Annotated in this window: 16 protein-coding genes; 5 read left to right on the forward strand and 11 right to left on the reverse strand. The window is 60.8% G+C overall.

What is annotated here, in order from left to right; translation table 11 throughout:
- Positions 1-154: 154 nt before the first annotated feature.
- The 11 genes from HDC30_RS14605 to HDC30_RS29200 form a co-directional block, all read right to left on the reverse strand.
- Positions 155-1,009, reverse strand: a complete 855-nt coding sequence (locus HDC30_RS14605; RefSeq protein WP_150369514.1) for a DUF3800 domain-containing protein — start codon at positions 1,007-1,009, stop codon at positions 155-157.
- Between the two features lie 6 nt (positions 1,010-1,015).
- Entirely contained in the window at positions 1,016-1,351 is a 336-nt protein-coding gene (locus tag HDC30_RS14610; protein WP_096794733.1) for a YceK/YidQ family lipoprotein, read from the reverse strand.
- 213 nt (positions 1,352-1,564) lie between these two features.
- Positions 1,565-3,016, reverse strand: a complete 1,452-nt coding sequence (locus tag HDC30_RS14615; RefSeq protein ID WP_183783732.1) for a lipopolysaccharide kinase InaA family protein — start codon at positions 3,014-3,016, stop codon at positions 1,565-1,567.
- The gene (locus HDC30_RS14620) at positions 3,016-3,768 is read right to left on the reverse strand and encodes a lipopolysaccharide kinase InaA family protein (RefSeq protein ID WP_183783734.1); all 753 of its coding nucleotides are present in this window, start codon (positions 3,766-3,768) and stop codon (positions 3,016-3,018) included. Before HDC30_RS14620 ends, HDC30_RS14615 begins: the two co-directional genes overlap by 1 nt.
- Entirely contained in the window at positions 3,765-4,499 is a 735-nt protein-coding gene (locus HDC30_RS14625; protein ID WP_097087069.1) for a lipopolysaccharide kinase InaA family protein, read from the reverse strand. The genes HDC30_RS14620 and HDC30_RS14625 overlap by 4 nt, the downstream gene beginning before the upstream one ends.
- A complete protein-coding gene (gene rfaP / locus HDC30_RS14630) occupies positions 4,499-5,305 on the reverse strand; it encodes a lipopolysaccharide core heptose(I) kinase RfaP (RefSeq protein WP_098966890.1) in 807 nt (268 codons plus the stop codon). Before rfaP ends, HDC30_RS14625 begins: the two co-directional genes overlap by 1 nt.
- Positions 5,306-6,427 (reverse strand): glycosyltransferase family 4 protein, encoded by a 1,122-nt coding sequence (locus tag HDC30_RS14635; RefSeq protein ID WP_183783736.1) that lies wholly within the window; start codon positions 6,425-6,427, stop codon positions 5,306-5,308.
- On the reverse strand, positions 6,427-7,488 hold the full coding sequence (waaC, locus tag HDC30_RS14640; RefSeq protein WP_183783738.1) for a lipopolysaccharide heptosyltransferase I: 1,062 nt from the start codon (positions 7,486-7,488) through the stop codon (positions 6,427-6,429). Before waaC ends, HDC30_RS14635 begins: the two co-directional genes overlap by 1 nt.
- A gap of 1 nt (position 7,489) precedes the next feature.
- Positions 7,490-8,524, reverse strand: a complete 1,035-nt coding sequence (waaF, locus tag HDC30_RS14645) for a lipopolysaccharide heptosyltransferase II (RefSeq protein WP_047290935.1) — start codon at positions 8,522-8,524, stop codon at positions 7,490-7,492.
- A gap of 308 nt (positions 8,525-8,832) precedes the next feature.
- A complete protein-coding gene (gene glnE, locus HDC30_RS14650) occupies positions 8,833-11,772 on the reverse strand; it encodes a bifunctional [glutamate--ammonia ligase]-adenylyl-L-tyrosine phosphorylase/[glutamate--ammonia-ligase] adenylyltransferase (protein ID WP_183783739.1) in 2,940 nt (979 codons plus the stop codon).
- The gene (locus HDC30_RS29200) at positions 11,769-11,894 is read right to left on the reverse strand and encodes a hypothetical protein (RefSeq protein WP_260319931.1); all 126 of its coding nucleotides are present in this window, start codon (positions 11,892-11,894) and stop codon (positions 11,769-11,771) included. Before HDC30_RS29200 ends, glnE begins: the two co-directional genes overlap by 4 nt.
- A 262-nt stretch (positions 11,895-12,156) precedes the next feature.
- On the opposite strand from HDC30_RS29200, the gene aceE reads away from it, so the two are divergent.
- The 5 genes from aceE to msrA all read left to right on the forward strand — a co-directional run bounded on the left by aceE (position 12,157) and on the right by msrA (position 22,205).
- Positions 12,157-14,802: a pyruvate dehydrogenase (acetyl-transferring), homodimeric type gene (gene aceE, locus HDC30_RS14655; protein WP_003220999.1), complete on the forward strand. Its 2,646-nt coding sequence runs from the start codon at positions 12,157-12,159 to the stop codon at positions 14,800-14,802.
- 11 nt (positions 14,803-14,813) lie between these two features.
- On the forward strand, positions 14,814-16,772 hold the full coding sequence (gene aceF / locus HDC30_RS14660; protein ID WP_183783741.1) for a dihydrolipoyllysine-residue acetyltransferase: 1,959 nt from the start codon (positions 14,814-14,816) through the stop codon (positions 16,770-16,772).
- A gap of 279 nt (positions 16,773-17,051) precedes the next feature.
- Positions 17,052-18,449, forward strand: coding sequence for an alkaline phosphatase D family protein (locus HDC30_RS14665; RefSeq protein WP_183783743.1), 1,398 nt, complete (start codon positions 17,052-17,054; stop codon positions 18,447-18,449).
- Positions 18,450-18,701: 252 nt separating this feature from the next.
- Positions 18,702-21,398: a bifunctional diguanylate cyclase/phosphodiesterase gene (locus HDC30_RS14670; protein ID WP_027611360.1), complete on the forward strand. Its 2,697-nt coding sequence runs from the start codon at positions 18,702-18,704 to the stop codon at positions 21,396-21,398.
- A 141-nt stretch (positions 21,399-21,539) separates the two neighbouring features.
- Complete coding sequence (gene msrA, locus HDC30_RS14675) at positions 21,540-22,205, forward strand: peptide-methionine (S)-S-oxide reductase MsrA (protein WP_027611359.1); 666 nt, start codon at positions 21,540-21,542, stop codon at positions 22,203-22,205.
- Positions 22,206-22,298: the final 93 nt, after the last annotated feature.

Here is a 22,298-nt window from a genome sequence, read left to right on the forward strand (position 1 = left end):
AGAGACAGCTAAAGGGCGGGATTATAGCGTAAAAGCGCCGACAAGCCTCTAGCGGAACTGGCCGGCCTTTGCGTTGACACTCCCGAGCCTCTCAACATAGACTTCCGTGCAAATGGGCTGGGGGATCCCGGTCGGCGCTAATGCCTCGGTGAGATCACCGGGGCTTTTCGCTTTCTGGGGGAGGGAAAACCTTCAACCCCCAATTCTCGAAACCTTTCCCAACTTTATTCCGCCCACCGCTGCAATAGAACTTGCGCCTGAGCACATCAAACGCGCGATTTTCCTGACCCGCCCTCAAAACACTCATGCCGATCGGCCTTGCAACAAGATCAGCCAGCTGCAATCCGGTGGAATTGACTTGTTTTGTGGCGAAGACGATGTCAAACGGCAGTTGAACCCCCAATCGGTTAGACCCGCCACAAACCCTGCGAAACTCCAGCTCAAGCTCGTTATCCTCCCGCTTGCCTCGCCGCTCGAAAATCACATGCGTTAACACTTTATGTTGATGCTTTTCCTGCAAAAACTCATGCAGCGTTTCCAGACAGAAGCCGAGAGCCAAGTGGTAGGGGTTGTCCGCAGATGCCTGCTTTTCGCGCAGCAAGGCCTTGTCGATAACGCAACTGATCAGGACAAAATTGATGGCCTCGATAATGCCGGTCAATTCGTCGAGAAAGGCATGCTTGTGCACTCTCGAAGTGAACAGGCTGGAGAACGCTCCTTTTTCTTTTCGAATCTCCAGCTCATGCAGCACGATCAGATCGTGCCCCATATGGTTGAACTTGAATTTCTGGACAGCCGGAATGACCTTTTCGCAGTAATGCCTTTTTTGAAAGACGCAAAAAGCAAGCACGAATATAGGGTAATAGGGATCCAGCTTCTGCATCCCTTGATCACCGCTTTCATCAACATAGACGATGTAGTCGCTGTATCTCCCGGACGGATACAAGAGCGCTGCCGCTTCAACAATCGCTTGCGACTCGCTCTGGTTTTCAAACAGAGAAAATTGCAAAAAAAGTTACCCGCGATCTGTTCGCCAATAGATGCCGATATTGCCATCCACGACCTGTTGATAAATCGTATACGGCAACACCACCGTATCCAGCACCCCGGACAATGGCAGGTCCAGCAACACGAATGGCACCAGGACGCCGGAGGGGTCAGGGGGCGCGTGGAGCACACAGAAGTCGAACGCCAGACCGCTGTAGATCCGTGGAATCGATTGGCAGTAGGTTTTCTGTTTGCGCATGTCGCGGGCGACGTCAGCGTCCATTTGCAGGACCGAGGCGGCGGTGCCGCAGCCGGATAAAAGCCATGCGCAGGTGCTGAGTGTTAAAGCGTTTTTGATGGTCAAGTCTTGCCCTCCGAAGTGGTCAGGGCAAGCTAGCATCGGGGCTGGAGCGGGCACAGTTCATGGCTTCTGGAGAAGCTGTAGGACAAGTCAGTGCAGTTTGTCCGCTATTGCTCAACGGGAGTTTTTTGGGGCTTTAAAGCCCTGTTGCGAGCAGGCTCACTCCTACAGGGGAATGCTATCCCATGTGGGAGCCAGCCTACTGGCGAAGGCGGCTCAGGCCGCGCTGGAGATGTCCTTGGGCAACCGCTGATCGATCACCTGATACAGCGCGCTGCTCTCGGGCCAGTTGCGCATGAACCGTGCCCGATCCCGCGCATAGGCCGCTGCGAAACTTCCGACAGAGCCGTGCTGACACATCGAATCCAGGTCGATCAACGCCCAGCGATCTTCCTGCCAGAACAGGTTATGCCCCTTGAAGTCGCCATGGCTGATGCGCTCGGCAATCAACCGTGCGAACAATTGATCCAGCGCCTGCAACTCGGATTCCGGCGCCGCACCGCTTTCCACATACGGCGCAAAGCGCTCGATGATGTCCGGCCCCGGCAGGAACTCGGTCACCAGATAAGCACGGCTGCGCAACCATAAAAAACGCTTTTCCAGCACCGCCAGCGGTTTCGGCGTGGCGATGCCGAGGAACGCCAGGCGATTGCCTTCACGCCACGAATGCCACGCGCGGCTCGGGCGCCAGAAGCGCTTGAGCCAGTGCGCAAAGCCTTTGATGTTGTAGCGCTTGATCACCAGCGTACGCCCGGCCACTTCGACCTTGCCGACACTCGCCGCGCCGCCGGTCTTGTACAGATGGCCCTGATCGAGCAGCGCATCGGCCTGATCCAGCACCGGGAGCATCGCCGCTTCTTCCTCGCGACGGATCGCCCGCAAGCCGAACGCACCGCGCTGCACACTGAACAACGTGCACTCGCGGCCCACCTTGATCAGGTAATCCTTCAGGCGCCAGGCGCGCACCTTGGCGATCTGCTTCTGCAAGGCTTCCAGCGGCAACGCGTGCTCGCTGTTGCTCAGCAGGTAATACACCAGCAATTCTTCGGTGAACGGCTCCAGCGACTTGGGCAACTGGGCGAAAAACACCCCGAGGTTTTCCAGCACTTTCTGCCGCGACAGCGGCTGGCCAGCGGTCTCGGCGCAGATCCCGGCGCCATCGATCAGGTACAACTGACCGCCCTGGCGCAGCAGGTTGTCGAGGTGCAGATCTTCCTGCCACAGGCCTTTGCCATGCAGTTGACCGATAGCGCCCAGCGCCTCGGCGAGTACCGCCGATTGTTCGTCCGCCAGCACTGGCAGCGATTCGACTTTCTGCCAGGCCTCACCGAGGCTTTCGGCACCTTCGAGAAATTCGAACAACAGCCAGCCACCCTCGCCGTCCTGCAAGCCATCAGCCAGCAACAGTGGCGTGGTCAGACCTTGTTCGGCGAGCAACTTGACGCCCGCCAGTTCGCGCTGAAAATGCCGCGCCGCCTTGCTGCCCACCAGTAATTTGGCCAGCACCGGCCGCCCGCGCCAGACCCCGGCACCGACATAGCGCTGCCCCGGCAGCACCCGCAGCAAGCTCAACAACTGCAAATCCGCAGGACCGGCCGCGTCGGCCAGGCTGATCGTCAGCGGCAGACTCGGCGCACGTCCGGCGTTTTTCAGTTCGGACAAGCGCATCAACGGGTCTCCTTGCGACTGCGCCGCGCAGTCAGGCGCGTCACCCAGCTGTCGACCAGCGAACTGTCGACTGGCTGATCGAGATAGGCCGCGAGCAACTCGCGCAATTGCGCTTCGCTCCATTCCGGGGCGCGACGCAGCAGCGGCTCCAGATCCTTGACCCGGTCGCGCATGCCGAACAGCAGGGGTCGGGTCTTTTCCAGGTCGATCAACTGCGCCTTATACGCGTCGCCATCAGCCTGCAAAAAGATGTGTTTCGGATAAAAGCAGCCGTGTACCTGACGCACGCCGTGCAGCCGGCGCGCCAGTTGTCCACAGGCCTGGAGAATGGCCGATTGCTGCGCGGTGCTCAGCTCGGACCAGCGTTGCAGCAACGAGTCGAGATCATCCCAGCCGTCGAGGGCACGAGTCAGCAGGATCGCCTGGACTTCGCCCTTGACCTTGCGCGCACCGAAGAACGCCGCTTGCAGCGCCGGGATCCCCAACTTGTTGTAGCGGCTGATATTGCGAAACTCGCGGGCGAAACTCGGCTCGCCGAACGGCGCATGCAGGGTGCGGGTCAGGTAGTTGCTCTGGCGCTTGAGGTAGTAGGCCTGCCCTTCCAGCTCCAGGCGAAACACGCTGCTCCAGCCACCGCCATCGGTGTTCGGTTCGTCCACGGCTTCGAGCTGTTTGGCCCAGAGCGCGTCGAAAGTGCCGAGGCCATGACGCTCAAGCAGCGCCCGGTCTTCAGCGGCCAGGAAATCAGTCATTCGCGTCCCTCGAAAAATCTCACCACATGGCGAATCCGTTTCTTGTCGGCGGCATTCAGCCGATCACGTCCGCGGTATTGCAGGTAGAAGCGCAGGCGCTGGGTGTTCGACAGGTGATACTTGGCCACCTTGTCGAGACAGGCCAGATCCTTGGTGATCCGGTACTTGAGCCAGAAGCCGCGCCAGAAATCGCCGTTCGGGCAGTCGATCAGAAACAGCTGCGCCTGATCGTCGATCAGCAGGTTGCGCCATTTCAGATCGTTATGGGTAAAGCGGTGGTCGTGCATGGTTCGGGTGTAGCCGGCCAGTTGGCGGCTGATGCCATCGACCCACAGACGATCCTTGAGTTTCGGATCGTTGCGTTCGGCCAGCGCCGACAGGTCTTCGGTGCGCGGCAGCTCGCGGGTGATCATCGCGCCACGGGCATAGGCCGCGCCACGTCGCTCCAGGCCCCAGGCCACCACTTCGGCGGTGGGAATACCCCACTTGGCGAAGCGCTTGAGGTTCTGCCACTCCATCTTCACCCGTGGCTTACCCAGGTAACGGCGCAAGCCTTTACCGGCGCCGACGTAGCGTTTGACGTAGTAATTCACGCCGTTGCGCTGCACGCGGATGACTTCGGACAGCGGATCACGGGTCAGACGTTCGCCCTGCAGGGCAAACACCGCTTCGAGGCTGCCGAAATCTTCGGCCAGTTCGCTGTATTGCGGTTCAAGCGTCCAACCCGCCATCAGAGCGCATCCCCGTAACGCTGTTTGCGCGCATAAAGCTTGTTGGCCTTGCCTTCGAGCCAGCTGAGCAACGGCGCTTCTTCGGCGAGGATCTGGCGTAGCGGCTGCTGGAAGTAGCCTTTGAGGAAACGCAGCTTGTCGCGTCGGGTCAGGCCGATGTCCAGTGCCGAGAAATACAGCGCGGCCAGGTCCTTGTTGCGCCAGCGTTGAGTAATTCTTGGGCGAGTCTGGGCGCGGTGCAGGTCGATCACCGAGAGCTTGAAATCGTCCGGGGTGATCGGCTTGTCGGTGTGCAACAGAAAGTGGCAGATGTAGCAGTCGCGGTGGTTGACCCCGGCGCGGTGCATCATGCCGGTCATGCGCGCCACTTCAGCGATCAGCGCGCGCTTGAGTTTCGGCTGCGGCGGGTTCTTGACCCAATCGATGCTGAAGTCTTCGAGGCTGATGGTCGGCGCCAGCTCTTCGGTGACGATGAACGAATGCTGATCGGCCGGGTTGCTGCCCTTCTCGCCGTAAGCCACGGCGGTCATGGTCGGCACGCCGACTTCCTGCAGACGCTGGATTGCCTTCCACTCCTGACCTGCGCCAAGCACCGGCAGCTTGGCGGTCAGCAGGTTCTTGAAAATCTCGCCCCAGCCGATGCCCCGGTGGATCTTGACGAAAAATCCGTTGCCGTCGACTTCCGTGCGCAGAGTCCGTCGAGCTTCCAGCTCGCGGTAGACTTCGCCCTGCAAGCCTTCGACTTCGGCGAACGGGTCGCGCCCGGCCCAAAGGCTCTTGAACGGTTCAGCCAGCATCAACTTCATTTAAGCGTGCTCCGCCAGAATCACATCGGCCGCGTGCTGCGGCATGCTGTAGAGGTCGGCCGTCTCGGCGAAAGCCAGACCATTGCGGCTCCAGGCCGCGCGTGCAGCGTCGTCATTCAACATGTCAGTCAGGTACTGCGTCAGTTGCGCCTGATCGAACGGCTCGTCCAGCACTCGCCCGGCGTCCGCCTCGGCAATGTAATGGGCGTAACCGCAGACCGCGCTGACCAGCACCGGCAACCCGGCGACCAGCGCTTCGAGCAATACTGTGCCGGTGTTTTCGTTGTACGCCGGGTGGATCAACAGGTCGGCGCCGAGCAGGAACCGCGGAATATCGCTGCGACCCTTGAGGAAGGTCACGTTGTCGCCCAGGCCCAAAGTCGTACTCTGCATCTGGAACAATTTGGGGTCATCCTGGCCGATTACAAACAGCCGGGTGCGCTTCTTCAGCTCGGCGGGCAGTGCAGCCAGCGCCTTGAGGCTGCGATCGACGCCCTTGGTCTTGAACCCGGAGCCGATCTGCACCAGCAGCAGTTCGTCGTCCCTGAGGTTGAATTCGGCGCGGAAACCGGCGCGAATCTGGTCGGCATCCGCCGGCCGGCGACGATCCTGGGCGATACCCGGTGGCAGCAGGTGGAAGCGCTCCAGCGGCGTGTCGTAGTGCTTGATGAACAGCGGCTGCTGCACTTCGGAAATCATCAGCACTTCGGTTTTCGCGTCTTTGGCGAACACCGCGCGCTCGTACTCGGCGAAGTGGCGGTAGCGGCCCCAGCGGCGGTACAGCGAATGGCGCAGGTTCTGCGCCTTGTCTTCGAAGCAGCCGTCGGCGGCGTAGTAGACGTCCAGCCCCGGCATCTTGTTGAAGCCGATCAAGCGGTCCACCGGACGCTTGGCCAGATCCGCTTCCATCCACGCCGTGAGTTTTTCGTTGCGCCGATGATTGAAGAACGCCTTGACCGGCGCCACCAGCACTTCGAAACCGGGCGGCACGTCGCCTTCCCAGATCAGCGTATAGACACGGATCTGATGGCCGCGCTTCTGGCATTCGAGGGCGATGCGCATGAAGTCGCGCTGCAAGCCACCGAACGGGAAATATTTGTACAGAACAAAAGCCAATTGCATCAGCGCAGCTCCTCAGCCATTAACAACGTGCTCAGACGGCTGGCGACACGCTCGGGATTCACACGCGTGAAGCACAGGGGCTGCTCGCGTTTCAGGTCAAACTGGCGGGCATCCTGCGCGGTCGGTTGGTAAGTGCATTTCTTTTGCAGGCAAGGGGCGCAGGGGAAATCACTGGCCATGTGAATCTGCACCTTGCCGTAGGCGCCGGTCAGGCCCGGGTTGGTCGGGCCGAACAGGGAAATCGTCGGCACGTCCAGCGCGGCCGCCAGATGGCCGAGGCCGGTGTCCACCGCGACGCAGGCCTGGGCGCCGGCCAGCACTTTGCCGACCCCGGCCAGATTCAGCTTCGGCAGCACTTCGGCGTGTTTGAAACCGGCGGCAATCCGTTCGGCACGGGCCTTCTCCAGCGGGTTGCCCCACGGCAGTTTGACCCCGACGCCCAGATAGCCGACCCGCTCGGTCAGCTCGCGCCAGTAGGCTTCCGGCCAGTGTTTGGTGTCCCACGTGGTGCCGTGCAGGAACACCACGAACGCGCTCTTGCGCGGCAATTCCACCAGACGCTCGACGTTGAGGCCGTAGTCGCCCAACCCTTTGGGCAGGTCATAACCAAGGGCGATGGCGAACAACTGACGCACCCGTTCGACGGCGTGTTGCCCACGGGCCACCGCCAGTTTGCGGTCGTAGAAACGTGCAGCGATCGGCTCGCGCGCCGAGCCTTTGTCGAGGCCGGCCACCGGGGCTTTGACGTAGCGGGTCAGCCAGGCGCTTTTCAGCAGGCCCTGAGCGTCGATCACCAGGTCATATTTGTTCGCTCGAACGGACTGCTTGAAGTGCTTCCACTCGCCGCTCTTGATGGTCTGCCAGAGGTTTTTGCGCCAGCGGCGGATCGCCACCGGAATCACCTTGCCGACGGCCGGGTGCCAGGTCGGGATCTCGGCGAAGCCTTCTTCCACCACCCAGTCGAACTTGATCCCGGGAATGGCCCGGGCCGCGTCGGTCAGCGCCGGCAACGCGTGAATCACGTCGCCCAGCGATGAAGTCTTGATCAGCAATACCCGCAACTTAATGAACCTCGACCACGGAGCCCTGCAGTTTCTGCAAGGCATCGTTGACCGCGTCCGGCATCAGCTGGCGCAGGCAGTTGTAATGGCCGAACCGGCAGGTACGGTCGAAGCACGGGCTGCAATCGAGTCCCAAACGAACGATTTCGACGTGCTCGGCCAGCGGCGGGGTGAACCCCGGTGACGTAGAGCCGTAGACCGCCACCAGCGGACGGTTCAGCGCCGCAGCGACATGCATCAGGCCGGAATCGTTGGACACCACCGAGTCGGCACAGGACAGCAGGTCGATGGCCTCGGCCAGCGAGGTACCGCCGCTGAGGTTGACTGATTCCTCACGCAGGCCGGGAATCAGCCGCGCGCGAATGTCTTCGCCTACCGCGTGGTCGTTTTTCGAGCCGAACAGCCACACCTGCCAGCCTTCGCGAATCCGCGCTTCGGCGACCTTGGCGTAGTGCTCGGACGGCCAGCGCTTGGATTCGCCGAACTCGGCGCCGGGGCACAGGGCCAACACCGGACGGTCCAGAGTCAGGCCGAACTTGGCCAGCGCCGCTTCGCGGGTCACCGGATCGATTTGCAGGCTCGGACGCGGATAAGGCTTTGGCAGCTCGGCGTTCGGCTCGTAAGCCAGCGCCATGAAGCGCTCGATCATCAGCGGATAACGTTCTTTATCCAGCGTGCGCACGTCATTGAGCAGGCCGTAGCGGAATTCGCCACGCCAGCCGGTACGCTGCTTGATGCCGGCGAAAAACGGCACCAGCGCCGATTTCAGCGAGTTCGGCAGCAGGATCGCCTGATCGTACTGGCCGGCTAGGGACTTGCCGATTCGTCGACGCGTCGCCAGTTCCAGAGCGCCATGGCCGAGCGGAAAGCTCAAGGCCTTGCGCACTTCAGGCATGCGCTCAAGGATCGGCCGGCTCCACTCGGGGGCCAGCACGTCGATTTCGCATTGCGGGTGGCGCTGCTTGAGACACTGAAACAGTGTCTGCGCCATCACCATGTCACCGACCCAACTGGGCCCAACGATCAGAATATTCATGTGGTTTCCATAAACGAACCGGGGAGGCCAATGCCTCCCCGCCTCGAGAATCACTGAGGGAGCGGCGCTGCTTGCGATGGGTCATTACCTTCAACATGACTGTCGACTGTCACTCCGCTATCGCGAGCAGGCTCGCTCCCACATGGTTTTGCCTCTGTTCACATATCTGCGACTCACCGCAGATCACTGTGGGAGCGAGCCTGCTCGCGAAGGGGCCAGCACATTCAACATCCATGCTGGCCGACCGACCGCCTTCGCGAGCAGGCTCGCTCCCACCTTTTGAATCTCATTGCCTTCACTGGCGCGCTTCAGCTTAGCCCCATCTCTTTCCAGATCCGCAATACCTGCCGGCGCTCCTCGACAAACTGGTCGCCTGCAATCACCCCGGCGTCCTTCTGCAAGGCTTGCCGGTGGGCGGCGGAGCGGTAGGCTTTATAGGCCTCGCGCAACAGGCTGGCATCTTCGGCAGGCATCAGCCCTTCGTGTTCCAGCTCTTCCAGAATGCGGATGTTATCGGTCCAGCGCAGCAATGGCGGGTGGCTGTGCGACCACGCCAGGGCCGCGTATTGCACCATAAATTCAATATCGACGATACCTCCGGCGTCCTGCTTGAGGTCGAACGGCGCCGTGGCCTCGAAGGCATTTGCCGCGGTGCCGGCCGCCGTGCTCTTGCTGCCGAGGTTATCGCGCATCTTGGCGCGCATCTCGCTGACTTCCTGTTGCAGCTTCGCCAGATCCCGCGCCTTGCCCAAAACCTGCGCGCGGACTTTCTCGAAGGCCTGGCCGACATCCTGACTGCCGACCAGCACCCGCGCCCGCACCAGCGCCTGATGCTCCCAGGTCCAGGCTTCGTTTTCCTGATAGCGCTCAAACGCCCCGAGCGAGCTGACCAACAGCCCCGACGCGCCGGACGGGCGCAAACGCATATCCACCTCGTACAGCTGACCGGAGTTGGTCTGCGCCGTCAGTAAGTGAATGATCCGCTGCCCCAGACGGGTGAAGAACTGCGCGCCATCGATCGGCTTCGGCCCGTCGGTTTCCGCCTGCGGATCGCCGTCATGGATGAACACCAGGTCCAGGTCCGAACCATGCCCCAGTTCCAGCCCGCCGACTTTCCCGTAACCGACAATGATGAAGCCGGGATCGCACAGGGTGCCATCAGTGCGCAGCGGCGTGCCGTACTTGGTCACCGTCTGACGCCAGGCCAACGCCAGCACTTGCTCAAGAATCGCTTCGGCGAGCCAGGTCAGGTAATCGCTGACTTTCATCAACGGCAGACTGCCGGCGATTTCCGAGGCGGCGACGCGCAAGCGGTGCGCCAGTTTGAAGTGACGCAGGGCTTCCATCTGCTGTTCGAGGTCGTCTTCGGGGATCCGCGTCAGGCGCTCGCGCAGCTCGGCGGCCAGTTCCGGCGCCAGGGGCGGCTTGAACAGCCGGCCTTCGTTGAGCAATTCGTCGAGCAGCAGCGGGAAACGGGTGATCTGTTCGGCGATCCACGGACTGGCCGCACACAGCGTCAGCAAGCGCCGCAGGGCGCCGGGGTTTTCCGTCAGCAACACTAAATAAGCCGAGCGTCGGGCCACGGCTTCGACCAGTGGCAACACTCGTTCCAGCACCAGATCCGGGTTGTCATGCTCCACCGCCTGCGCCAGCAGGCGCGGAATAAACGCATCGAGACGCTCGCGACCCAGCCGCTGCATCGCGCGCAATTGCGGACTGCCACGCAAACTGGCCAGAGCTTTCAGCGCTTTGCTCGCGTCCTTGAAGCCGCCCTCTTCCAGTTGCCGGCAAGCGGCCTCTTCATCCTGCGCCTCTTCCCACAGCGGCAACCACTCACCGCCGACCACCACTTCGCAGTCGGCGCCCTCTTCTTCATCGGGATCGGCGATCACCTGCGCGAAGTGCCAGGCCACGCGACCGCGCCAGAACATCAGTTTTTCGTGGAAAGCTGCCCAATCGGCAAAACCGAGCATGAACGCGATACGCGCCTGATCCTGAGCGCCGTCCGGCAACATCTGGGTCTGGCGGTCGGCAATCGCCTGGATCGCGTGCTCGGTGTAGCGCAGGAATTCATAGCCTTCGCGCAGCTCGCTGATCACCGCCGGTGGCAGGTAGCCCTGCCCTTCCAGCGTGCTCAGCACCTTTAATAGAGGACGCTGTTGCAGGCTGAGGTCGCGCCCGCCGTGGATCAACTGGAAGGCCTGGGCGATGAACTCGACCTCGCGGATCCCGCCGGAGCCGAGTTTGATGTTGTCGGCCATGCCCTTGCGCCGCACTTCCTGCTGGATCAGTTGCTTCATGGTGCGCAGCGCTTCGATCGCCGAGAAGTCCAGGTAACGGCGGTAAACGAACGGGCGCAGCATGTCGAGCAACTGTGCGCCCGCCGCTTGATCACCGGCCACCACCCGCGCCTTGATCATTGCGTAGCGTTCCCAGTCGCGGCCCTGATCCTGGTAATACTGCTCCAGTGCATTGAAGCTCAGCACCAGCGCGCCGGACGAACCGTACGGGCGCAGGCGCATGTCGACGCGGAACACGAAGCCGTCGACGGTCATCGGGTCGAGGGCCTTGATCAGGCGCTGACCGAGACGAATGAAGAATTCCTGATTATCCAGCGCGCGTTTCACGCCGACGGTTTCGCCACCCTCGGGGTAGGCGAAGATCAGGTCGATGTCCGACGACAGGTTCAGCTCGACCGCGCCGAGCTTGCCCATGCCGAGGATGACCATCTGCTGCGGCAAGCCGCTGCGCCGGCCGGTCGGCGTACCGAACTGCTGGCAATGGCGGCTGTACAGCCATTGGTAGGCCTGGTCGATGGTGGCGTCGGCCATGTCCGACAGGTCGCGGCAGGTCTGCACCAGATCGGCCTGGCGGTTCAGGTCACGCCAGATGATCCGCACTTGATGCCGAGCGCGCTGGCGACGCAGGACACGCCCGAGTTCGTCTTCGCTTTGCGCGGTGTTCACAGCGGCGGCAATCTGCGCACACAATTCACCCGGTGCGAACGGCCGATCAAGTTCGCCGGACTGCACCAGTGACAACAACATCAAAGGGTCACGAACGCTCTGTTCAATAACGAAATCGCTGGCGGCACTGACGCGGGCGAATTGCGCCCAGCGTTCCGGGGTCCAATTGGAGAAGCCGTGATCGTCTTCCAGCGCGGCGACGGCCGCACGGAACGACTGCTCGGATCGAGTGACCAACGGCAGGAGAATGGCGGGGAGTTCAGCGAGCACGGGCAGGGTCATGGTCTATCCTTGATCGGCGTGTAAATGGCCGCTTGTAGTGTTTGATGAAAACCCGCTACGCGAAGGACTGTCGAACAAAAGTTAGAAATAGCTGAAATTTCTTCTTCTTTGGCATTCAGCATCAAACTTTCACCTTTTTCGGATGGCAATCGACCAACCTTAACGATTATTCTCACAACGCAGTCGGAGGCCACAAGCCTTTCCTCTGTAGTTTTACTACTCGTCTATACAGGCGAAAGGCTGAAATGCTCAAAGATTTGTAGTAAAACTACACGCCGCCGGAACAACCTGTCGGCAATCCAAGAATTTTAAATCGTCTGCCCACAAGGCCAGTCGCAAACTCAGGCAACCGATTCTGGAAGCCTTTCCGCCCTGGAGCAAGCCATGCAAGACCTCGATCCCGTCGAAACCCAGGAATGGCTGGACGCCCTGGAATCGGTTCTCGACAAAGAAGGCGAAGACCGTGCTCACTATCTGATGACCCGTATGGGTGAACTGGCGACCCGCAGCGGTTCGCAGCTCCCTTACGCCATCACCACGCCTTACCGCAACACCATCCCGGTAACCCACGAAGCACGCATGCCTGGCGACCTGTTCATGGAACGCCGCATTCGCTCGCTGGTGCGCTGGAACGCGATGGCCATGGTAATGCGTACGAACCTGAAAGATTCTGACCTGGGTGGTCACATCTCCAGCTTCGCCTCCAGCGCGACCCTGTATGACATCGGCTTCAACTACTTCTTCCAGGCCCCGACCGACGAACACGGCGGCGACCTGATCTACTTCCAGGGCCACACCTCGCCAGGCGTTTACGCCCGTGCGTTCATGGAAGGCCGCATCACCGAAGACCAGATGAACAACTTCCGCCAGGAAGTCGACGGTCAGGGCCTGTCGTCCTACCCGCACCCTTGGCTGATGCCTGACTTCTGGCAGTTCCCGACCGTATCCATGGGTCTGGGTCCGATCCAGGCGATCTACCAGGCACGCTTCATGAAGTACCTGGAACACCGCGGCTTCATCCAGCCGGGCAAACAGAAAGTCTGGTGCTTCCTGGGCGACGGCGAGTGCGACGAGCCGGAATCCCTCGGTGCGATCTCCCTGGCCGGCCGCGAGAAGCTGGACAACCTGATCTTCGTCATCAACTGCAACCTGCAGCGCCTCGACGGCCCGGTTCGCGGCAACGGCAAGATCATCCAGGAACTCGAAGGCGTGTTCCGCGGTGCACAGTGGAACGTGACCAAAGTCATCTGGGGCCGTTTCTGGGACCCACTGCTGGCCAAAGACGTCGACGGCATCCTGCAACGTCGCATGGACGAAGTCATCGACGGCGAGTACCAGAACTACAAAGCCAAAGACGGTGCGTTCGTTCGCGAGCACTTCTTCAACACGCCTGAACTCAAGGCGATGGTTGCCGACCTGTCCGACGACGAGATCTGGAAACTCAACCGTGGCGGCCACGACCCGTACAAGGTCTATGCGGCGTACCACGAAGCGGTCAACCACAAAGAACAACCAACCGTCATCCTCGCCAAGACCATCAAGGGTTATGGCACCGGTGCCGGCGAAGCGAAAAACACTGCGCACAACACCAAGAAAGTCGACGTCGACAGCCTGAAGTTGTTCCGCGATCGCTTCGACATCCCGGTCAAGGACGAAGAGCTGGAGAACCTGCCGTTCTTCAAGCCAGAGCCAAACAGCGCCGAAGCCCGCTACCTGAGCGAGCGCCGTGCCGCACTGGGCGGTTTCGTACCGCAGCGCCGCGCGCAGAGCTTCAGCGTACCGACTCCGGACCTGGACACCCTGAAAGCCATCCTCGATGGTTCGGGCGACCGTGAAATTTCCACCACCATGGCCTTCGTGCGGATCCTCGCGCAACTGGTCAAGGACAAGGAAATCGGCCCGCGCATCGTGCCAATCATCCCGGACGAAGCCCGTACCTTCGGTATGGAAGGCATGTTCCGCCAACTGGGCATCTACTCCTCCGTCGGCCAGCTCTACGAGCCAGTCGATAAAGACCAGGTGATGTTCTACAAGGAAGACCAGAAAGGTCAGATCCTTGAAGAAGGCATCAACGAAGCAGGCGCCATGAGCTCCTTCATCGCTGCCGGTACTTCGTACTCCAGCCACAACCAGCCGATGCTGCCGTTCTACATCTTCTACTCGATGTTCGGCTTCCAGCGTATCGGTGACCTGGCCTGGGCCGCTGGCGACAGCCGTACCCGTGGTTTCCTGATCGGCGGCACCGCCGGCCGTACCACCCTGAACGGTGAAGGCCTGCAGCACGAAGACGGTCACAGCCACCTGCTGGCCGCGACCATCCCGAACTGCCGCACCTACGATCCGACCTACGGCTACGAGCTGGCGGTGATCATTCAGGACGGCATGAAGAAGATGACCGAAGAACAACAGGACATCTTCTACTACATCACCGTGATGAACGAGTCGTACCAGCAGCCAGCCATGCCGGCCGGTGCCGAAGAAGGCATCAAGAAAGGCATGTACCTGCTCGAAGAAGACACCCGCGATGCAGCGCATCACGTACAGCTGATGGGCTCCGGCACCATCCTGCGTGAAGTGCGTGAAGCGGCGAAGATCCTGCGTGAAGAGTTCAACATCGGCGCCGACGTATGGAGCGTCACCAGCTTCAACGAACTGCGTCGCGACGGCCTGGCCGTAGAGCGCAGCAACCGTCTGAAGCCTGGCCAGAAGCCCAAGCAGAGCTACGTTGAAGAGTGCCTGAGCGGCCGTAAGGGTCCGGTCATTGCCTCTACCGACTACATGAAGCTGTTCGCCGAGCAGATCCGTCAGTGGGTACCGTCCAAGGAATTCAAAGTCCTGGGCACCGACGGTTTCGGCCGCAGCGACAGCCGCAAGAAACTGCGTCATTTCTTCGAAGTCGACCGTCATTTCGTGGTGTTGGCAGCCCTGGAAGCACTGGCTGACCGTGGTGATATCGAACCTAAAGTCGTGGCCGAGGCCATCGTCAAGTTCGGCATCGACCCGGAAAAACGCAACCCACTGGACTGCTGAGGAGACATTTTGTGAGCGAACTCATTCGCGTACCTGACATCGGCAGCGGTGAAGGTGAAGTAATTGAACTGTTTGTGAAGGTCGGCGACCGTATCGAAGCCGACCAGAGCATCCTGACCCTGGAATCGGACAAGGCCAGCATGGAAGTGCCGGCCCCGAAAGCCGGCGTCATCAAAAGCCTGAAAGTCAAGCTGGGCGACCGTCTGAAAGAAGGCGACGAACTGCTTGAGCTGGAAGTCGAGGGCGCCGCGCAAGCGGCCCCTGCCCCTGCTGCTGCACCGGCTGCAAAAGCTGAAGCCAAACCGGCTGCCGCTCCTGCTGCTGCCGCGCCAGCCGCTGCCCCTGCTGCCGCTTCGGTGCAGCAAGTGCACGTGCCGGACATCGGTTCCTCGGGCAAGGCGCAGATCATCGAGATCCAGGTCAAGGTCGGCGACACCGTCGAGGCTGATCAATCTTTGATCACCCTGGAATCCGACAAGGCGAGCATGGAAATCCCGTCGCCTGCCGCGGGCGTGGTCAAGGCCATCAGCGTCAAGCTCAACGACGAAGTCGGCACTGGCGACCTGATTCTGGATCTGGAAGTGGCGGGTGCTGCGGCCCCGGCTGCGGCCGCTCCGGCTCAGGCTGCTGCGCCGGCCGCTGCCGCTGCGCCTGCTCCTGCGGCAGCCCCGGCTGCTCCAGTGGCTGACAGCGTTCAGGACATCCACGTTCCGGACATCGGTTCGGCCGGCAAGGCCAAGATCATCGAAGTGTTGGTCAAGGCGGGTGACAGCGTTGAAGCCGACCAGTCGCTGATCACCCTCGAATCCGACAAGGCAAGCATGGAAATCCCATCGCCTGCCGCTGGCGTGGTGGAAAGCATTTCCATCAAGCTGGACGATGAAGTCGGTACCGGCGACCTGATCCTCAAGCTGAAAGTCAAAGGCGCAGCCCCTGCTGCTGCCCCGGCTCCAGCTGCCGCCGCGTCAAGTGCTCCGGCACCGGCCGCTGCTGCTCCGGCTGCCGCTGCACCTGCTGCTGCCGCTCCGGTTGCTGCTCCGGCCAAGCCTGGTGCCAAAGTTCACGCCGGCCCGGCCGTGCGTCAACTGGCCCGCGAGTTCGGCGTCGAGCTGAGCGCCGTTGGCGCCAGCGGTCCGCACGGTCGCATCCTCAAGGAAGACGTGCAGGTTTACGTCAAGGCGATGATGCAGAAGGCCAAGGAAGCACCGGCCGCTGGCGGCGCAACCGGTGGCGCGGGCATCCCGCCGATCCCGGTCGTGGATTTCAGCCGCTTCGGTGAAATCGAAGAAGTGCCGATGACCCGTCTGATGCAGGTCGGCGCCGCCAACCTGCACCGCAGCTGGCTGAACGTGCCGCACGTGACGCAATTCGACTCGGCGGATATCACCGAGCTGGAAGCCTTCCGTGTTGCGCAAAAAGCCGTCGCGGAGAAGGCCGGCGTCAAGCTGACCATTCTGCCGCTGCTGCTCAAGACCTGCGCGCACCTGCTCAAGGAGCTGCCGGACTTCAACAGTTCGCTGGCGCCAAGCGGCAAGGCGATCATTCGCAAGAAGTACGTCAACATCGGTTTCGCGGTCGACACCCCGGATGGCCTGCTGGTACCGGTCATCAAGAACGTCGACCAGAAGAGCCTGCTGCAACTGGCCGCAGAAGCTGCTTCGCTGGCTGAAAAAGCCCGTACCAAGAAGCTCTCTTCGGACGAGATGCAAGGCGCCTGCTTCACCATTTCCAGCCTCGGCCACATTGGCGGCACCGGCTTCACGCCGATCGTCAACGCGCCGGAAGTGGCGATCCTCGGTGTTTCCAAGGCAACCATTCAGCCAGTCTGGGACGGCAAAGCCTTCCAGCCGAAACTGATGCTGCCACTGTCGCTGTCCTACGATCACCGCGTGATCAACGGCGCTGCTGCTGCACGCTTCACCCAGCGTCTGGGCAGCCTGCTGGGCGACATCCGCACCATCCTGCTGTAAAGCGTTCGGCCCTCCGGCAACGGAGGGCCGATTGCGTTCCACGTTTTCGAGCGCCACACGCTCGTACCTCAACCCCGTCAGTTTGACGGGGCTTTTTTTGCCCGAAGAAAAGTTACAACGCTTTTATTCCTACAACTTCGGTCTACTTAAGCCACGAGCCCAGTCCACTTCGCGCCGATATTTTTTATCCGCCGACAACTAACCTTGGCGGCACAAGTTAAACGAATAACTTGCTAAACACTGACCGTTATTCAAGTATCAATTCGAACGGATTCGAACATGTTAAAAGCAACTGTCGGCCCGATTATTGGCCATACAACAACTAATCACGCACGCATCTTCATGCGCGGCGACTCGCAAAACAACGCCACCACATTTGCCGGCCTGCGTTATCGAAAGCGCGACAGCAATCAATGGTCAAATAGCCTTTTTTCCCGTTTAAGTGCTTTGCGCGATTTTTGCCAGGTCTTTTCATTGAATGACCTGGAGAGCCATTGCGAATATGAATACCAAGTGGGCTGGTTCAGCCCCATGAGCCCGGTGCATACCGTCGAGAGCATCGCCGAATTGCCTTTGCAATGGCCGCGCGAGATCTACCGCTTTCGCACCCGTGCCAGCGACGCCGCGCAGCCACGCGCTTATATCATCGGCTCCTGTCGCTACTTGCGCATGACCGCCGGCATTGCTTCCATGCCCCAAATTGGCGACCGTATATTCGCCTCGATCAATCAGTTGATCGAAGGCGCCGAGCCGCCGATCAGCGCCACCCTGATGACCGGAGACCAGATCTATGTCGACGACCTCAACCTGATTGCCCCGGATCGCGAGTACAAGGACATCCTCGATAAATACCGCGCGGCCTTCTCGCAACCGAATATTCAGCGGCTGATGTCCGGCACTTCGACTTACATGATCCTCGACGATCACGAAATTGAAGACAACTGGCCGGCGAACGCCAGCAAGTCCGATCATGAGTTATATCGCAATGCAATGGCGGCGTATGAGTTGTATCAAGCCAGTCATAGTCCGGCGCATGAACTAACAGTTGATGGCGAGATTGATCATTCAAAACTGGCGCATTACTGGTATCAGTTCAGCGATGGCGATATTGAATGGTTTGTCACTGATAGCCGCACTCGGCGCAACCTGGCTGCTGATGATCGACGCATCCTGGACAGCGAGCAGGAACAGGCCCTGGTCGCCTGGCTGAGCAACAGCAAGGCACGGGTCAAATTCGTGGTCACCAGCGTGATGTTCTATCCGGATCGCAAACTGCACGGCGACGATGCCTGGAAAGCCTTCCCGGAGCAGCGCCTGCGTCTGCTGGAAACCATTCGCACCCGACAGATCAGGAATGTCGTATTCGTCTCGGGCGACGTGCACGGCTCGCTGACCTCGCGCCTGACCCATAGCGAAGACCCGGACTTCGAAGTCCACACCATCGTCTCCTCGCCGTTGTGTAACAGCAAACTTTTGCCCTATGCCACGGCGTCGACGTTCATCCTTGATCAGCCACTGGTACGCACTGCGGCGGGTGACTATCAACATGAGTTGACCAGCACTGTGGTCAGCGAAGACAACTTCGCCCATGCAGTGGTCGAGGCTGATCAGATTTTGATCAATTACCATGATCGAGATGGCAAGAAGTTGCAATCGCTCAGCCTGAAATTACGTTGAATCTAAAAGATCGCAGCCTTCGGCAGCTCCTGAAGGACATCGTATATCCCTGCAGGCGCTGCCGCAGGCTGCGATCTTTTGCTCTTTTCAACCACCCACTGGAGAAATGCCCCGAGCGGCCGACACATTCTTATAGCACTTGGCCTTCATCTCTCTTGTCAGTCGGTGCCGCAATGATGCAACCTTGCCGCAGGCAACAGTAAAGAGGGCGCGAGCCCGGCGCGTTCAGCATATTTCCAAGCGAGTTCCTTCATGAAGAGCCAACCCGATGCCGCCAGCCGTATGGCGGCCGAGGTAGTGACGCAGTTGCCTGTGCCCTCGCGGCTCGGCATGCTGCGTTTCGAGCGCTTGAATGAAGCCAGTTGGGCGATGCTGTTTCTCGATCCCAACTGCGAACGCCAGTTCGGCCAGCCGGCCGTTGAGCTCTGTGCACTGGTCGGTTCACCGTATGCCAGCCTGATGGAGCCTGAAGCGCGCTATCAGTTGCACGACGCGATCCAGCAGCAACTGCGCGACAGCCCGCATTATCTGGTGCGCTACACCCTGCACACCGCTGCGGGCGTGCTTAGCATCCTCGAACTCGGCGAAGCCTATAAACAGCACAATCGACACTTGCTGCGCGGTTATCTGCTGGCAGTCGATAACGTGTTCGACGAAGCGCCGACGCTGCCGTCCGTTGACCTCGAAACCCAGAACTCGCGCCTGCAGATCGCCCTCGAACTCAACCAACGTGCCCAGCAGGAACAGCTGCAGCACCTCGATCGCGTGCGCGCCCAGCAGGATCTGATTCTGCTGCTCGCCCGCCAGCGCTACAGCAGCCACAACTCGCTGCAGGAAGCCGCCGAACTGATCACCCGCTGCGCCTGCGACATCTATGAAATCGACTGCGCCAGCCTGTGGAACCTCGAAGGCAATCTGCTGGTGCCGATTTCCGCGTATCACCGCGCGACGCAGGAATACATCCTGCCGGAGGTGATCGACATCAGCGGTTTCCCCGACTACATGGAAGCGCTGCACGGCAGCCGCGCCATCGACGCGCATAATGCGATGCGCGACCCACGAACCCGCGAGATGGCCGAAGCTCTGCGCCCGCGTGACGTCAACGCCATGCTCGACGCCAGCATCCGCGTCGACGGCCAGGTGGTCGGCGTGCTCTGTCTGGAGCAGACCGGCGTCACCCGCGCCTGGCAGTCCGACGAAATCGCCTTTGCCGGTGAGCTGGCCGACCAGTTCGCCCAGGTCATCAACAACCACAACCGCCGCACCGCCACCAGCGCCCTGCACCTGTTCCAGCGTGCGGTTGAGCAAAGTGCCAACGCCTTTCTGCTGGTCAATTGCGACGGCGTGGTCGAGTACGTCAACCCGAGCTTCACCGCGATCACCCAGTACTCCACCGAGGAAGTCCACGGCCAGCGCCTGTCGGAGCTGCCGGCGCTGGAAAACCTCAGCGAGCTGCTGTTCGACGCACCCTCGGCGCTGGCCAAGAGCAACAGCTGGCAGGGCGAATTCAAGAGCCGGCGCAAAAACCTCGAACCGTACTGGGGCCAGTTGTCGATTTCCAAGGTGTATGGCGACAACCGTGAGCTGACGCACTACATCGGCATCTACGAAGACATCACCCAGACCAAACTGGCACAACAGCGCATCGAGCGTCTGGCCTACACCGACAACCTGACCAACCTTGGCAACCGCCCGGCGTTTATCCGCAATCTGGACGAACGCTTCGCCCGCGACAGCGATACGCCGATCAGCCTGCTGCTGGTGGACATCGACAACTTCAAACGGATCAACGACAGCCTCGGGCACCAGACCGGTGACAAGTTGTTGATCAGCCTCGCCCGGCGCCTGCGCAACAGCCTCAGCCCGAGTGGCAGCCTCGCGCGCTTCGCCAGTAACGAATTCGCCGTGCTGCTCGACGACACCGACCTCGCCACCGGCCAACAGATCGCCAACCAATTACTGGCGACCCTCGACAAACCGATGTTCGTCGACAACCAGTTGATCAGTGTCACCGGCTCCGTGGGCCTGGCCTGTGCGCCGCTGCATGGTCGCGATCCGCAGACCCTGATGCGCAACGCCGGTCTGGCCCTGCACAAGGCCAAGGCCAACGGCAAACACCAGGTGCAGGTGTTTACCGAAGCACTCAACGCCGAGGCCAGTTACAAGCTGTTCGTCGAGAACAACCTGCGCCGCGCCCTGACCCAGAACGAGCTGGACGTGTTCTACCAGCCCAAGCTGTGCCTGCGCAGCGGTCGTCTGCTGGGCATGGAAGCGCTGCTGCGCTGGAACCACCCGGAGCGCGGGATGATCCGCCCCGACCAGTTCATCAGCGTCGCCGAAGAAACCGGTCTGATCATTCCGATCGGCAAGTGGATCGCGCGTCAGGCCTGCCGCATGAGCAAGGCCCTGACCGCCGCTGGCCTGGGCAATCTGCAGGTGGCGATCAACCTTTCGCCGAAGCAGTTCTCCGACCCGGATCTGGTCGCGTCCATCGCCAACATCCTCAAGGAAGAAGCGCTGCCGGCCAATCTGCTCGAACTGGAGCTGACCGAAGGTCTGCTGCTGGAAGCCACTGAAGACACTCACTTGCAGCTCGATCAACTCAAGCGTCTGGGCCTGACCCTGGCCATGGACGACTTCGGCACCGGTTACTCGTCGCTCAGCTACCTGAAGAAATTCCCGATCGACATCATCAAGATCGATCGCAGCTTCATCCACGAAATCCCCGACAACCAGGACGACATGGAAATCACCTCCGCGGTGATCGCCATGGCCCACAACCTGAAACTCAAAGTCGTGGCCGAAGGCATCGAGACCGCCGAGCAACTGGCGTTTTTGCGTCGCCACCGCTGCGACGTCGGCCAGGGCTACCTGTTCGACCGGCCGATCCCCGGCGCTGAGCTGATTCAGGCGCTCAAGCGCTACCCGCGCGGCCCGCTCTGCCTCTAGACCCAAAGATACCCTGTCGATGAACTCCCCTTGTGGGAGCGGGCTTGCTCGCGCCCACATTTGAATAGTGCGAAATCCGGCATCATTCGGCACACTGACGGTCTGACTTTTTACATCCCATCCTGACTGAGAGGAACGATCATGGTTCTGCGCTCGGAAATTCTGGTGAACAAAAACGTGCTACCGACCAAAGAACAAGCGCTGCCCGGCCGCGAAACCGCGATGACCCTGCCTGAAAAGCATTTCGTCTTCGAAGAAACTCCGCTGCTCGGCCCGTTTTTCCAGGACGTCGACTTTGCGATCTTCGGTCTGGGTTGCTTCTGGGGGGCGGAGCGCCGCTTCTGGCAGCGCGAAGGCGTGGTCAGCACCGTGGTCGGCTACGCCGGCGGCTACACGCCGAACCCGACCTACGAAGAAGTCTGCTCGGGCCTGACCGGCCACGCCGAAGTAGTGCTGGTGGTGTATGACAAGGACAAAGTCAGCTACGAAGAGCTGCTGGCGATGTTCTGGGAGCTGCACAACCCGACGCAGGGCATGCGTCAGGGCAACGACATCGGCACTCAGTACCGTTCGGTGATCTACGCCACCTCGCCAGAGCAACTGGACGCTGCGCTGAAGAGCAAAGCGGTGTATCAGGCTGAACTGTCGAAGGCGGGTCTGGGCGAAATCAGCACCGAGATCGAGCAGGCGCCTACCGTGTACTTCGCCGAGGCGTATCACCAGCAATATCTGGCGAAGAACCCTGAGGGCTATTGCGGGATTGGCGGCACCGGCGTGTGCATGCCACCGAGCCTGGCGGGTAACTGAACCCCAAAGCATCGCGGGCAAGCCCGCTCCCACAGGTTTAGCGCCGACTTCAAAATGGCGCAGTACTATGTGGGAGCGGGCTTGCCCGCGAAG

Source organism: Pseudomonas sp. JAI115, assembly GCF_014200835.1.
Classification (GTDB): Bacteria; Pseudomonadota; Gammaproteobacteria; order Pseudomonadales; family Pseudomonadaceae; genus Aquipseudomonas; species Aquipseudomonas putida_A.